14 protein-coding genes are annotated in these 14,377 nt (G+C 61.0%); 5 read left to right on the plus strand and 9 right to left on the minus strand.

The window, feature by feature from the left end; genetic code table 11:
• Positions 1-109 precede the first annotated feature (109 nt).
• The 8 genes from AB7F49_RS23085 to AB7F49_RS23120 form a co-directional block, all read right to left on the minus strand.
• Positions 110-970 (minus strand): alpha/beta fold hydrolase, encoded by an 861-nt coding sequence (locus AB7F49_RS23085; RefSeq protein WP_428526704.1) that lies wholly within the window; start codon positions 968-970, stop codon positions 110-112.
• A 9-nt stretch (positions 971-979) separates the two neighbouring features.
• On the minus strand, positions 980-1,951 hold the full coding sequence (locus tag AB7F49_RS23090) for a VOC family protein (RefSeq protein ID WP_428526706.1): 972 nt from the start codon (positions 1,949-1,951) through the stop codon (positions 980-982).
• Between the two features lie 32 nt (positions 1,952-1,983).
• Positions 1,984-2,760, minus strand: a complete 777-nt coding sequence (locus tag AB7F49_RS23095; protein ID WP_428526707.1) for an ABC transporter permease — start codon at positions 2,758-2,760, stop codon at positions 1,984-1,986.
• On the minus strand, positions 2,753-3,643 hold the full coding sequence (locus AB7F49_RS23100; RefSeq protein WP_428526708.1) for an ABC transporter ATP-binding protein: 891 nt from the start codon (positions 3,641-3,643) through the stop codon (positions 2,753-2,755). Before AB7F49_RS23100 ends, AB7F49_RS23095 begins: the two co-directional genes overlap by 8 nt.
• A 9-nt stretch (positions 3,644-3,652) precedes the next feature.
• Positions 3,653-4,702 (minus strand): ABC transporter substrate-binding protein, encoded by a 1,050-nt coding sequence (locus tag AB7F49_RS23105; protein ID WP_428526710.1) that lies wholly within the window; start codon positions 4,700-4,702, stop codon positions 3,653-3,655.
• Between the two features lie 90 nt (positions 4,703-4,792).
• Positions 4,793-5,620 carry an ABC transporter permease gene (locus AB7F49_RS23110; RefSeq protein WP_428526712.1) on the minus strand — a complete coding sequence of 276 codons (828 nt, stop codon included), beginning with the start codon at positions 5,618-5,620 and terminating at the stop codon, positions 4,793-4,795.
• 1 nt (position 5,621) lies between these two features.
• Entirely contained in the window at positions 5,622-6,053 is a 432-nt protein-coding gene (locus AB7F49_RS23115) for a RidA family protein (RefSeq protein WP_428526713.1), read from the minus strand.
• Positions 6,054-6,335: 282 nt separating this feature from the next.
• On the minus strand, positions 6,336-7,271 hold the full coding sequence (locus AB7F49_RS23120) for a nuclear transport factor 2 family protein (protein ID WP_428526715.1): 936 nt from the start codon (positions 7,269-7,271) through the stop codon (positions 6,336-6,338).
• Positions 7,272-7,436: 165 nt separating this feature from the next.
• On the opposite strand from AB7F49_RS23120, the gene AB7F49_RS23125 reads away from it, so the two are divergent.
• The 5 genes from AB7F49_RS23125 (at position 7,437) to AB7F49_RS23145 (ending at position 13,290) form a co-directional block, all read left to right on the plus strand.
• A complete protein-coding gene (locus tag AB7F49_RS23125) occupies positions 7,437-8,495 on the plus strand; it encodes a hypothetical protein (RefSeq protein ID WP_428526717.1) in 1,059 nt (352 codons plus the stop codon).
• A 44-nt stretch (positions 8,496-8,539) separates the two neighbouring features.
• On the plus strand, positions 8,540-9,196 hold the full coding sequence (locus tag AB7F49_RS23130) for a GntR family transcriptional regulator (protein ID WP_428526718.1): 657 nt from the start codon (positions 8,540-8,542) through the stop codon (positions 9,194-9,196).
• A 136-nt stretch (positions 9,197-9,332) separates the two neighbouring features.
• A complete protein-coding gene (locus tag AB7F49_RS23135; RefSeq protein ID WP_428526719.1) occupies positions 9,333-9,557 on the plus strand; it encodes an aldo/keto reductase in 225 nt (74 codons plus the stop codon).
• Entirely contained in the window at positions 9,554-12,736 is a 3,183-nt protein-coding gene (locus tag AB7F49_RS23140; protein WP_428526721.1) for a molybdopterin cofactor-binding domain-containing protein, read from the plus strand. Before AB7F49_RS23135 ends, AB7F49_RS23140 begins: the two co-directional genes overlap by 4 nt.
• Positions 12,733-13,290, plus strand: a complete 558-nt coding sequence (locus tag AB7F49_RS23145; protein ID WP_428526723.1) for a (2Fe-2S)-binding protein — start codon at positions 12,733-12,735, stop codon at positions 13,288-13,290. Before AB7F49_RS23140 ends, AB7F49_RS23145 begins: the two co-directional genes overlap by 4 nt.
• A 6-nt stretch (positions 13,291-13,296) precedes the next feature.
• Here AB7F49_RS23145 and AB7F49_RS23150 read toward each other — a convergent pair whose 3' ends face one another.
• Entirely contained in the window at positions 13,297-13,932 is a 636-nt protein-coding gene (locus AB7F49_RS23150; protein ID WP_428526725.1) for a flavin reductase family protein, read from the minus strand.
• Positions 13,933-14,377: the final 445 nt, after the last annotated feature.

Below are 14,377 nucleotides of genomic sequence, written 5' to 3' on the forward strand. Positions count from 1 at the left end.
GCGCGGAATTTTTCATCCTGCTCACGATGTTCCGGATCGTCGGTGAAACTGGCATGTCAAGACTCCTGCAGGAGGCAGCGGGCGCCACGTGCGCCCGCATGGACCGTGATCAGGCCGTGGCGCGGCGTATCGCAGCGCCCTGCGGCTGGGTGAGAAACGAGAGCGTGCTCTCTGTGAAACGTTCAGGGTGTTCCAGAAACGGCATGTGGCCGCATCGCTCGATGGTGACGAGGCGCGCATCCTTGAACAGGTGGACCCCTTCTTCGGCGCGCTGATGGCTGGCACGCTGATCCTCGCGCCCCCACACGATCAGTGTCGGCGCCTCGACCTCCGACAGGCGCTCGCGCACCCGATAGGGGCGCGCTGCATCGGCATCGAGCATGGCGGCAAGCAGCGTCTTGTAGGCTGCGGCAGCTCCGTCGCGGGCATAGGCCGTCAATTGGCTGAGAATGATCTCATCGTGCCGCTGCGCAGGGTCGAAGCACAGATTGCCGAGCCGCGCTCTGCAGCTTTCCCATGTGGGCGCATCCAGTGCCTTGGACGCATTGGCGAGCGTGCCTGCGAGCGCGGCCATCGTTTCCTTCTCGGTCTGCAATGCGGTAGCGCTGCCTACGACAACCAGCCGGCTGACGCGACGCGGCATCGCGAGCGCGAGCAGGACCGCCATCTGGCCGCCGAACGAGCTTCCGACCACCGAGAACTCGTCCCAGCCGAGTTCGTCGACGAGCGCGGTCAAATGCTCGAAAATCGCCTTGTGTCCGATGCGGCCGTTCGGATCGTAGAAATCCGTGAAGCCGTGACCGAGCAGGTCGGGCGCCACCGAGCGCGTATGTTCTCCAAGGCCCGGGAGAACCTTGAACCAGACATCGGCGGAGAAGCCGACCGGATGCAGCAACAGAACCGGCCGCTTGTCGCCGCATTCCAGGAGGCGGGTCCGAATGCCGCCGGCGTTGACGAAACGTGCGTGCATCGGCAGCGCTCAGGAGGCGGGCGGCAGCGGCGCCACCACGTCCGACCGAAGCGGGGCACCCGGCAAGGTCTGGGTGCCGGGATAGAAGGCGAGCACGATGCCGTTCGGATCGCGCACGAAGCAGCGCGTGCCGCCTTTCGTTTGCACCAGGCGGAAGCGCTGGTCCGATGCATTGCGCTGCAAGACCGGGGAATCGTCGTCGACCAGGAACCAGAGCGAGTGCAGTCCGATCTTGTCACCATTCTCCGCTGCGACGAGCGCGAGACATGGCTCATCGGTGTCCGGGAGTGCGAGAAGTGCAACGTCGTCATTCGCTGCGACCGGATGTAGGCCGGCGCCCTTCTCATAGAACCGGCGCGATGCGGCAAGATCGCTCGTGATCAGAGTGGCGCCGCAAATCTCCATTGACTGCAGCGGCGCATCCGCCACGCGCGTGTCGACGCGATCCGGAGCGACGAATTCCGGCACCGGCGGCGTCGCGGTCGGGTCCCATTGCTCACTGATGAGCTGATTCTGATTCTCGGCATAGAAGCCACGCCAGTCCGCAACCGTGTCGACATAGAACTCGACGGCATTCTGATCGGGGTCGAAAAGATAGAGGCTACGCGCCATGCCGTGATCCAGCGCCTTTTCCAGCTTTATGCCGAACTGACCGGCATTGCGATAGGCATCGATCAGCGCGGCTTCGGTGCTGACGCGGAACGCGATGTGGTTGAGGCCCGGCACGCGGCCGCGCGTCATGGTGTTCTGCACCGTCCCGTCCTTGCCGATCAGCGGCGCATCGGAGCACTGCATCAGCCCGATATCGTGATGGGTGGCGCCGTTGCTCAGAAAGCCGGCCTTGACGCCCGGTTCGCGGAACACTTCGGTGATGCCGCAGACGTCGCGATAGAAGTCGACGGACACGTTCACATCGGCGACGAACAGGTTGGCATGCGCGAACCGTTCGGGATGGAACATTGCGGTGGTCTGGCTCAGCATGATGGAAATCTCCTTGGCATTTCTTCGCCGATTCAGCGGAAACGGTCGGCGACCTTTCTTTCGATGACGGTGAACATGAGGAACAGGAGCAGGCTGAAGCTGCCCGCGAGCAACGTTCCGCCCCATAGCGATGCGATGTCGTAATTCTGCATCGAGTTGATCAGGAGCGGCCCTATGCCACGGTCGAGCCCGAACCATTCGCCGAAGATCGAACCGACGACCGCAGCCGGCGCCGCGACCTTCAGTCCCGAAGCAAGCGTCGGCAGGCAGACCGGCCATTCCAGAAAGCGGAAGCGCTTGCGGCGGTCGGAGCCGAGCGCGGAGAACAGGTCGTGATGCGCAGCGCTCGCCTCAGCAAAGCCCGACAGCGTGGTGATGAACACGCTGAAGAACACGAAGAACGCCGCGACCGCGATCGAGATGTTGTTGCGGTCCAGGGTCGCCAGCAGCACTGGTCCGAGCGCCACCACCGGCGTGGCGTTGACGACAGCGCCGAGCCTCACGATTCCCGGCCGCAACGCCACCACCAGGAGCGCGAGGATCGCGAGCGCGATGCCGATCCCCGCCCCGATGATATAGCCTAGCGCTGCATTCCTGGTGGTGAACAGGAGTGCATTCAGAAACAGGTTGCGATCGTCCGACAGCACGACCGCACGGAACACATCGACCAGCGACGGCAGCACCCCGGTCAGCATTGGCGTTCGCACGATGATTTCCCAAAGCGCGATCGACACCATCACCCCGATAAGGCCGAAGGCGACATCTCGCCTCGATTGAGACTTCTGCATCGGGGTGGCGCTATCAGACATCAGCCGCACCAGCGCGTGGATCGGTCGTATCCTCGAAACTGTCGAGCGCGGCCGTGAGTTCGTCGGCCAGATGATGGAATTCAGCGCTCCGCATCATCTCAGGGACGCGCGGACGCGGGAACGGCACCAGTTTTTCCAGTCGGATGCATCCAGGCCGCGCCGACATGACGAGAACCCGATCGGCGAGGAAGATCGCTTCCTCGACCGAATGGGTGACCAGCAAAGTCGTCAGCCGGTCATCGCTCCACAGCCTCTGCATTTCGATATTGAGCCGCCGTCGGGTGACCGAATCGAGCGAGCCGAAAGGTTCGTCGAGCAGCAGCAAATCCGGTTTCAGTACCAGAGAGCGGGCAATTGCCACGCGCTGGCGCATCCCGCCCGACAATTGCTTTGGTCTCGCATGCTCGAACCCCTTGAGGCCCATGAGCCGAAGCAGCCAAGTGACACGTTCGGCGTCCACGCTGCGCCCGGTCACCTTGAACGGCAGCGCGACGTTGTCGAACGCGCTCAGCCAGGGCAGCAAGGCGTGGTCCTGAAAGGCGATGCCAAGCCGGGCATCTTTCACGAAATTGGCCGGCGTGAGCGTTCCGTCGATCGTCACATTGCCCGTGGTCGGCGTGTCGAGCGCCGCGATCAGGCGCAGGATCGTCGACTTGCCGCAACCCGATGGTCCGATTAGCGCCAGAAATTCATGCTTGTTGATCACCAGGTCGACGTCGGAGAGCGCGGTGATCTCGGTGGGCCCGGTATCAAACCGTTTCGACACGCCGGCGATCGAGACAAACGGAGTAGAGGAGCCGGCGGCTTTCACCAATTCCGTGTCAAGGCCGGCCTTGGCCGGCCTTGACTTCGCTTGGTCCAGAATCTGGCTTCGGTCCAGCATGTGCGCCGATCAGAGCAGCGTGTTGCGCGTGCCGTAGACTTCCGACAGCAGGCTGGTGTCGACATAGGAATCGACATCCGGGAGATCGGTGACGCCGGCCGCGGTCAGGCCGGCATAGATCGGGCCCTTGATCAGGGCCTTGTCGAGCCACAGCATGCCCTTCTCCTTGGTCAGCGCGCTCTGCGTCAGCGGCATCTGGGCGCGGTTGACCCTGATCTGCCGCGCGATGTCGATCTTGGTCGATCCTGCATAGCGCTCGGCAAGGAACTTCGGCGCGGTCTCCGGATCGCGGACGTTCATCTCCCAGCCCTTGATCGAGGCACGCAGGAACCCGAGGATTGCCTTGCGGTTTTCCTTGAGCACCTTGCCGCTGACCACGATCGGGTCGGTATAGGTCGGCAGCCCGAGGTCGGCGTAATAGGCGAGATTGATCTCGATCCCCTTGTCAGTCAGCGAATAGGTCTGCTCGCTGGTGGAGAACACGCTCATCACGTCGATGTCGCCCTTGACCAGCGGCGTCGGGTCGAAGCCGACCGGCACGAAGCGATAATCATTCGGATCGAGATTGTTGATCCGGAAGACCGCGTCGAGCTCGCGCTTGCGGCCCTGCGTACCGCCGATGCGCTTGCCGACCAGATCCTTTGCGGTTTTCAGCGGAGTCTTGGCGAGGCTGATGAGCGCCAAGGGCGAGGTCTGGAACACGGTCCCGATCACCACCAGATCGGCCTTCTTCTGCACCGCGTTGACCGTGGTGGTCAGGAAGGTGGGCAGACCCGCCGTTGCGACACCGCCCGAAATGACCTGCTCGACCGCCTGCATGTTGGGACCGCCCGGCAGGAACTCCACCGTCAGGCCTTCCGCCTTGTAGAAGCCCATCGCGTCGGCATTGTAGAAGCCCGCGAAGTCGGCGCTCGGAATCCAGTTGAGCTGGATCGGGATCTTCACTCCCTGCGCGGACACGATCACGCTCGATCCGAGCAACGCCGAGGCGCCGAGCCCCAGTGTGGCTGCGCTTGCACCTGTGAGAAAATTACGCCGGCTCGGTCGATCCGCAATCATGGTCTTTCCTTTCTCAAATGGGGACATGGTTTCGGCACATCGGCTTTGACTTGGGTTTCGGCACAAGGTTTCAGCGGGGCATGAATACGGTCATCGGAATCTACGGACGATCGTGCGTTCGAGCAGCGTCGCCAGTACGAAGATCATGAGAGACAGCGCCACACCCACCATGCTGATGTTCCAGGCTTGCGTCGTGTCCATCACCTGCTGAGCAAGTGCGAGACGAAACCCGAGCCCGTCGGTGCCGAGCAGCCATTCCGCGGTCAGCGCGCCCAGCACGCTCAGCATCGCTCCGATGCGAAGCGCCGTCGCCATATTGGGCAGCGCTGCGGGCAAGGCGAGATAGAGAAACCGCGCTCTGCGGTTGGCCCCGAGCGCCGCCAGCACATCCGGCGCACTCGGCGGTACGGCGTCAAGGCCGGAGCGCGTCAACACGAACGCGGGGAAAAACGTGATCAGGGCGGCGACCACGACCACCGTCATCGGGTTGAAGCCGAAGATCGACCCGAGCACGGGAATGAGCGCGATCGAGGGAATCGCATTCAGGAGCACGGTCGGCGGCGTCAGCACACCGGACAGCAAGGGCGAAAACCACGCGGCGATCGCCAGCGCAATACCAGCGCTCATCCCGAGCGTGAGCCCGGCGGCCACCACCTTAAGCGTGGCCAAAAGGTCCGGCCCGATAGCACGAAGTTGTTCCGCAGCATGTGTGAAGGCCAGCAGAGGCGACGGCGCGACGATCTCCGGAACTCGGCCGAACACGATCCAGGCTTGCCACACGGCAATGATCAGGACGAACGGCCACGGAGCGAGCACGATGCCTAGCGCGCGGCGCCAGAACGGGCGGCTCGAGGTGACAGCGACGCCGGGCTCGAACTGCGCCACTTTCCGCGCGTCGCTGCCCTGGCCTGCCCGCATGTCAGTCGCGCTCCCTGGGAGCGACTACCGCCTCGACTTCGAACAGGAACGGCTCTTTCACGAGCCTGTCGACTATCAGAAGCGTGTTGGGCGGAAACAGCGGGCCCTTGAACAGCTTCGGGAACATCTCCGCGCGCATTTCCATGAAGATCGGAATGTCCTGCGAATGCACGAGGTATGTCGTGAACTTCACGACATCATCGAAGCCGCAACCGCAGCCCGTCAGCACATCGCCGAGATTCTTGAAGACCTGGCGGAACTGCGCCCTGAAATCCCCGGCACCCACCACGCTGCCGTCGCTGCCGACCGCCAGTTGGCCGGCCACGAAAAGCAGGCGGCCGCCGCGCACGTCGGCGACATGCGAATACAGTCCCTGCGCAGGGCAGGCCCCTTCGGGATTGAGATAAGTGACGTGATGGGCCCGCTGGTCCATCAGCGTGACCCCGTCCTGCCGGTGAGTTCAGAGCGGTCCATTTCACCCTCCGCGCTTAGTTTAGAACATCTTAATTGGATAAAATTTAGAATCCAATATTTTATGCATTGCAACGCACATGCCAGACCGCAAACGTCTCGTTTGTGTTGATTTTTCCTGCGTCTTTTCGACGCTCAGGCGCCAATCGGTGCGCGATTCTTGGACAAATCTGATCGAAATTCAGGCATATCTTGTCGCGGCGACTGCGGCGCGTGCGGTGCCTTCGTAACTACCTTCCGCCCGTCAGGGGATGCGAGAGACCAGTTCGAGCTGCAGGCCCCACGGAGTAAGAAAGTAGATCCAGCGGCGCCCCGCCAGCGGATGGCCGTCAGCCAAAACCGATGCTTGGCCGAGCAAGCGGACATCCGGAATCTTGCCCAGTTGCTCCAGCGCGGCGTCGAAATCGTCGACCAGCATGGCGAAATGGCCGCCACCACAGGTGGAGTTCTTTGCCGTGACGTTCGGGCCGCCGGCATCGCGATATTCGAACAGTTCGATCGACGTGCCCGCGAGTTCGAGCTTGGCGAGTTCGAACGACGCACCCGCACGAACGTCAAAACGCTCCGCGAGGTCGCCGCCGAATGCGCCCGATCTCCGTTCGTATAATGCCCGCGCACCCAGGACATTGACGAAGAAGTCCACTGCCTGGCGGAGGTTGGGAACGGTGTATGAGACGTGGTCGATCGCACGGATAGCGATCGGACCCGTTGCCGGCTTATTGGCATTGTTGCCGCTCAGATCGGCAAAGCGCTCTTTCACCCATCCTTGTTCGAACGGCGTTCGAAACTCGATATGGAGCTTCAGGTGCGCGAACCTCCATTCGCCGCCGCGGCGCTCGAACGCGTCGACGTAACGACCGCCCATCCAGAGCGCCAAGCGGTCCTGGAACGTGCAGGGCTCGAACAGCTTCCAGGACCCGGCGCCGTGATCGCCCTCGACCGCGATTTCTTCATTGGTCAGATAATGAGTGGTAAAGGTGAGACGTCGCGGACTCGCCTCGAACATGGCGGCGATCGCGTCGTGGCCGACGACCTGACCCGCTGTGCTGGGTCCTGTCGCTTCCCAGATGCCATCGGGCCAGAACAGATCGGCGATCGCGCGCCCTAGCCGATCATCACAGGCCTGCATGTAGCGCGCCTTGAGTCGCCGGATCGCATCCTGCGACTCCAGCTGGTCCACCTTTCTCGCCAGCGTCTCGAAATCCAAGGCTCACCTTTGGATAAATAATTGGATAAAATATATTGCATCGCCAGTCAAAGCCTTGCAAGTTGCCCGCCCGATACCGCACACCACAAACGCATTTGTGTTCCATTGTGGACAACCTTCCATAACGTCCTTGATCCGTTGAGCGGCGAACGTCGATCGATCCGCTGGCAGATCGAAAGCGGCTACGAACTCTCCTCCGTTCACCCGACCGGACAAGGGCGCGACATCGACGGCAGCGAGCTGTGGCTGCTGCCGGCGCTCTATGATGCCGATGCTCACATGCCACATCTGGAATTCGGCGTTCGGCGGAGCGACATGCTGCGCGCGCTTTCGGGAGGCGTGTCCCGCATGAATGTCGCCGTGCGCTGGCAGATTGCCCGCACCATGGACATTCCGGCGATGGCGCGCGACCTCAAACGCCACGCATTGCCGAAAATCGTTCCGCTGCTGTCGGTATCGCCGAATCCCGAGAGCGCGGACTTTCCGGCCTGGCTTCGCGGCAATCTTTCGATGGTAATCGAGCATTTCCCGAAGCTTTGCAAACTTTACTCAAACGATCCCAATCTCGATCGCAACCTCGATGCGCTCTGGGAGGCCGGGATCAAGCCGATGGTGTGGAACGCAGATGACACCGGGCTGCAGCGCGTCGTGGAGCGCACCGGCGACCGGCCACTGCATTTGCGTCACGCCACGTCGGCTGCGATGGTGCAGATCATGCGCAAGGCGACAAACGCCACCATCCAGACCAGCCCGCATTTCCTGCTGCCGATCGAAGACATGAAGCGCGCGACGCTCACCGTGCTGCCGCCGTTGTCGCCGCCCGAGGCCGGGCGTTCGCTTGCCGGCATCTTCCTCGAGGAAGTCGACATGATCGCCAGCGATCACAATGCGCCTTTCTATATTGGGCCACCGGTTACACCTGGTCTGCAGACACAGCAGCAGTTTCTGTCCGCACTGCTGACGCTGTGCGAGATGTACCGGTGGCCGCTGTCCGCAATGATCGGGAAGGCGACGCGGGCGCCCGCCGCGATTTTCGGCACATCGCCACCCGACGAGGTTATGCTGATCGCTCCCGACCATGAGGACGTCATCACGAACTGGCCGGGCCAGACGCCGGATCGCGCCCCCTTTGAAGGGATGACGCTGAAAGGACGCGTTCTCGTCATGGCAAGCCGGGAACGGGTCGAACTCGTCTGACCAATTTCACACGAAACTTGCATTATTGGACTTGAGCCAAACCGATGTCGGAACGTCACAAGGTGAAAATCGCAAAGCGGCAAACGGTCTCGGGAGTCACCACCGAGCGTTTGCGGGAACTGATTTTGTCCGGCCGTCTCGGCGCCGGCGAGCCGCTGCGTCAGGACGAACTTTCGGCTTTTCTCAGCGTGTCGCGCACGCCCTTGCGCGAAGCGATCATTACCCTGGAAGCAGAAGGCTTCGTGGTCAACCACCCGCACAGAGGTGCCGTGGTCTACAAGCCGACGGTAGACGAACTCCTCGAAATCTACGAGATCAGGATCTTGCTCGAAGCCCGTGCCGCGCACGAAGCAGCCGAGCGCGTGACGCCTGAGGTGCTGCGCGCTGTCGAGGGCATTGTCGAGGAAATGAACAACGCGGTCAGTGCGAGCAAGCTCATCGAGTTGAACGAAAGCTTTCGCCACACATTCTATTCCGCGTCAGGCAAGCGGATGCTGGTCGAGATGATCCGCAATCTGACACTACGTGCGGAACCGTATTTGCGTCTGCTGGTCGGCGGCCCGCGCCGGCCGTTCACCAAGCTTGAAATGGCTCCCCTCCTCGACGCCATACGGGCCGGCGACGGAAAACGAGCAGCCACGATCACCCGCAAACACCTTAAGAAGACCGTGAGCGGTCTCCTGCCAATATTGAAAGGATAGCCTGCCGTTCCCTTCCGAGAAACGCGGCAAGGATGTTCCGAAGCGCTTCGGAGCGCCGACAACAGGGCCTCGATCCCGCAAGGGCCATCGCCGGCAATTCCGGTTGTGAATTAGGATGCCTATCGATGGCCGTAGCATGAATATTCTTAATGCACTTGATGATGTAGCCAGCCGTCACTCTGCCCAACCAGCCGAAATCGCACTTGCATGGTTGATGTTGCGCGAAGGAGTGACAACAGCGATTGCGAGCGCCACCAAGCTTGAACACGTGGAAAGCTTTGCGAAGGCCGCTTCCCTCTCGCTTTCAGCAAAGGACACACTCGATTTGGACCAGGCAAGCATCTCCGAGCATGTTGCGTGACAATCGACGGGCGCAACCATATTGAGTTGCTTAAGGCCACGCGGATCGAGGTGGCAGAGACGCTCGAGGAAGCATGGCAGATCCTGGCGTCCGATCCAACAGTCGTAACTGTGGCCGGCAACACCGCCGCACAATTGGATTGGCAAAAAACAGGATGGCCCGAGACAGTGCTGGACCTGTCGCGGCTCGGTGGAAAAGCCCGTGGTGTTGCGCGCAGACCGGATGGAAGTCTCTGGATCGGCGCCCTCACAACGCTGACGGAAATCAGGGATGATCCCGTCGTTGGCTCGCTGTTCCCGGCACTCGCGGCGACGGTTTCACGTATCGGCTCGCCTGCAGTCAGGGCATCGGGAACGATAGGAGGGAATATCTGCCGCATGTCCGGATGCGCTGTGCCTACGCTCCTCGCCTTGGACGCTATCCTGACAATTTGGGACGACTCTGGCTTTGCAGAACAGCCGCTGCTTCAGTGGTTGGCATCCCGCTCGACCGAGTGTCATCGCGCGATTTTGGTCGGACTTGCATTGCCACCTCCGCCCACACATGTCGCTGCTGAGAAAATCGGCCTACGCCAAGGCTTTGCACCCAGCGTGGTCGGCATCGCAGCGGCGCTGCGATCAGGCTCCGATCGCCAAATCGGCGCCGCCCGCCTCTGCGTCGGCGCCGGCGTGAAGCCAGCACGGCTCACCTCAACTGAAAACTGGCTGACTGGACGCAGATTCGACGACGTGGCTTGGCACGAACTGCGGGATCGGCTAGTCGGCGAGATCGTGGCAGAAGACGATGAACACCGCAGCGGGCGCTACAAGCGCTTGGCCGCGGCCAATGCGCTTCTTTGCGCACTGGGTATCAAAGCGGATCAACCGCGATCCCGGCACCGGTACGCGATCCCCTCTTTCCGGGCACCCGTGTTTCCACAAAACCTGGTCTCACGAAGCGCGTCCCCAAGCTGGCCGGTCCGTCCGGACATCGAGTGCAAGGTCTCAGGATCGCTGCAATACCTGACGGACTATCGGCGTGACGATATGCTGGTAGGCCGGGTGTTGCGCGCCGGAGTGCCGCATGCGAAAATTCTTGATCTGGACGTGTCTAAAGCTGAACGATTGCCAGGGGTTCGCGCCGTTGTGACCGCGCGAGATGTCCCGGGTCTTAACGCCTATGGCGTCCTGGTCCAGGACCAGCCTGCACTCTGCTTCGACCGCGTGCGCTATGAAGGCGACCCGGTTGCGGCTGTCGCCGCGGTGGATGCGGCGACCGCGGCGCGCGCTTTGGCACTGATCGAGATTGAGTACGAGTTGTTGCCGGTGGTGGACGATGTCCGCAGCGCCATGTTGCCGGACTCGCCGCAAGTCCACGAAGGCGGCAACGTTCTTGATGACGACCGTTACGTGCGGGGTGATGTCGAGTCGGCCTGGGCGTCCTGTGCGCATATCGTCGAAGATACCTATACGACACCCCGCCAGATGCATGCCTTCATGGAGACCGAAGGCGGCTTTGCTAGGCCTACGGCGGATGGCGGCTTGGAAATCTTTGTTGGCGCACAGGCCAACACGCGGGACCGGATGCAGCTCGCGCGGATTCTCGCACTGCCAGAGGAAAAAATCCGTGTTGTCAGCAGCCCGACAGGCGGCGCCTTCGGTGGCAAGGACGAACTGACGATCCAGCCGCCGCTTGCTCTCCTCGCGCTTAAAGCCGGTTTGCCGGTGCGGCTTCATCTCAACCGCGAAGAGTCCACCATCGCAGGATGGAAGCGCACGCCTCTCACCATCCGAATCCGAAGTGGGTGCGATCACGAGGGCCGTTTGCTCGCGCAGGAGGTCGACTTGCTGTGCGAGACCGGTGCCTACTCGTCGTGGAGCATCGCGGTCTCACATGCAGCGATGGCACAGGGCTGCGGTCCCTACAACGTCCCCAATGTCAGCCTGCGTGGCCGCACCGTCTACACCAACAACGGGATAGCCGGTGCTTTCCGCGGTTTCGGCGTTAATCAGACGGTGTTTGCCGTTGAGGCCCAGATCGACCGACTGGCGGAGAAGGTCGGTCTCGATCGAATCGCCATGCGACGGCTGAATTTGCGAAAGCCAGGCGATCCAGGCGTCTTCGGCCACACGATGTCGGGATCGGAGCGGCTCGAAGACGTGCTCGAACACGCAGCTGCAAGCGACATTTGGCACAAGAGCCGGGGTCCTGACCCGGCTGGACGAGTCTTGACAGGAGTCGGTGTTGCACTGGTCTGCCAACCGGTCGGCCTCGGCTCCCGTGTTCCGGATGACGGCGGCGGACGATTGTCACTGCTCGCCGACGGCAGGATCGAGGCGGCTTTCAGCTTCGACGAGTTTGGGCAGGGCGTCACGGCGCTGATTCAGGCATCAGTCGCAGACGCGTTAGGCTGCGCCCGTGCTGACGTGGCTCCTGTCGTCGGCGACACCGATGCTGCACCTGATTCCGGCGCGACGATTGCTAGCCGCTCTACCACAATCGTCGGGCAGGTTGCGCGTCAGCTCGCGCCGCGCATGCGCGCGAAAATTCTTGAGCAGGCCGGCCTCATGTTGAACCGCGCACCGACCGGACTGCGTATAGGGCATGGCGGGATCTACGACTCGGCCGACTCATCGGTCCTAAGCTTTGCCAAGCTGGCGGCTTGGCTCAGTCCCGACCGCCTCCCCAGCGAAACGGGCACTGTGTCGTTCCCCAAAAATGATTCCAGGCACCGCAACACGTTGTTCATGCACAGCTATGCCGCCGCCATTGCACGCATTTCGGTCGACCGGATGACTGGGATCGTGCGCGTCCTGGAGATTGATCAGCACTCGGCCGCCGGTCCCGTGATGGATCCGCCCGGCTATCTCGGACAATTTGAGGGGGGCAATGTCCAAGCTATGGGTTTCACATTGCTTGAGGACACGCTGATCAAAGCAGGCACATTTTTATCCCGCAACCTAGACAACTATTTGATACCGACGTGTCCGGATGCGCCAGCTCAAATGCGAACATACGCGGTGCAGGCACTCGATCCAGAAGATCGTCACGGCCCGCGTGGCATTGGCGAATTGTCGATCGGCGCCGTCGCTGCAGCCATTAATTCAGGCGTCGCCGAGGCCACCGGGACCTGGTTCACCAATCTCCCGTTGGAGCCGGAGACAATACTCGATTCTCTTGAAGCGACAGCTGTGTCATGAAACCGATAACCTTCAGGTTAAATGGCGATCAAGTTACCTTCGTCGGCGACGCCCAGACACCGCTAATTGACGTGATACGCGAGCAACTGGAGCTGACGGCTGCCAAGGTCGGCTGCGGAATCGGCCGCTGTGGCACATGCCTTGTGCTGGTGGATGGTCTGCCGACAAATGCGTGCATGCTTGGATTATATCGGCTGCACGGCCGATCGGTGATTACACCAGAGGGCTTGTCGGACGTTCGTGAGGGGCGCGCTGTGCGAGCCGCACTTGTGGCTGAAGTGTCATTTCAGTGTGGCTATTGCGCGCCCGGCTTCACGATCGCTGCAACTGCCCTTCTTCTAAAAACTCCGACGCCCGATGAGGAGGAAATCCGGGAAGCTCTTGCCGGAAATCTTTGTCGATGTTCCGGCTATCTCGCGATTGTGCGCGCGGTGCAGAAGGCTTCATCCTTGCTTGAACCGGCTCCGGATGGCGACCAGAGGCTTGAGTTTCACAATTGCGGCCCCAAACAACAGACAAACGCTACGGAGTCAGCACGGAAATCCCACCCATAATCGTGTTTAAGGCTGTTGCCGTATGTCATCGAAGGCGTCGTAGTCTAAAGTAAACGTGCCCTGCGTGTGGCAGTACTCGTCACCTGCGAGCCTGCCTACCGGACGCAGCTGCGTAGTGATGATCCGCCCATCCTTATCAATAACGTCTTCGCGTAAGTGGAAGAGGCAAATCTGGCCGATAACAAGCGACGAGGGAGACTCCGGCAGTTTCAATATCTGCAAAACGCGACACTCAAAATTAACGGGTGATTCCTTTACGCGCGGCGGCCTCACCAACAATGACGGTACAGGCGTGAGGCCCGATACGTCGAATTCGTCGACCCCTGGAGGGAAGTGCGTAGCACACGTCGATTGAGCCTGAACGATTTTGTCATTTACAATGTTAACGACGAACTCGCCCACATCCTTCAAATTGTTGACAGTATCCTTGTCCTCCCCGTTGGGCTCTCGTGTCCCGATTGAGAGCGTAAGGAGTGGAGGATGGTGAGACAAGACATTGAAAAAGCTGAAAGGAGCAAGATTACGAATTCCCGCTGCACTGACTGTTGATGTCAACGCAATCGGCCGTGGAACAACCGTTCCTGCCAGAATTTTATAGACGCTTTTCGCGTCTAGTTTCTGCGGATCCAGCACCTGATGCATCGTAGATGCCTCCATCGAACAGTTCTGACTGCGTTGTGACCTCGCAAATATTTGATTCACGAGACCGCTTGGCTTCGAAGTTCCGATTCTCCCATCAATGCCGTTTTCCGGCAGCGGGGCTACAAGGTATTCGCGTTCGGAAGGCTTGTCGCGCGACGAGGTTTTCTGGTTCCTTCCGCGCCACCTATTCTGCTGCCTCTGGGACGCGCCATCGTTCTCAATATTCGATCGAGCTTCTTCGTAACTATCCGCTCAAGCTTCTGGACTGGTCTGCTCCAGCGGCTCCGTTTGCTTAGTTGAGAGCCTTGGGCTTTTCAAGATTGCCGCAGCGCTTGACGCGCATTCAATCGCAATCGCGCGCTATTTTCACAAGGCTTTCCGTTGGGATCGCGGCTGCGAAGAGAAACACGATTGCTTGTTTTCCAGGGGAGTTCGGCGCCCGACC

It is taken from the genome of Pseudorhodoplanes sp. (genome assembly GCF_050250235.1).
Taxonomy (GTDB): Bacteria; Pseudomonadota; Alphaproteobacteria; order Rhizobiales; family Xanthobacteraceae; genus Pseudorhodoplanes.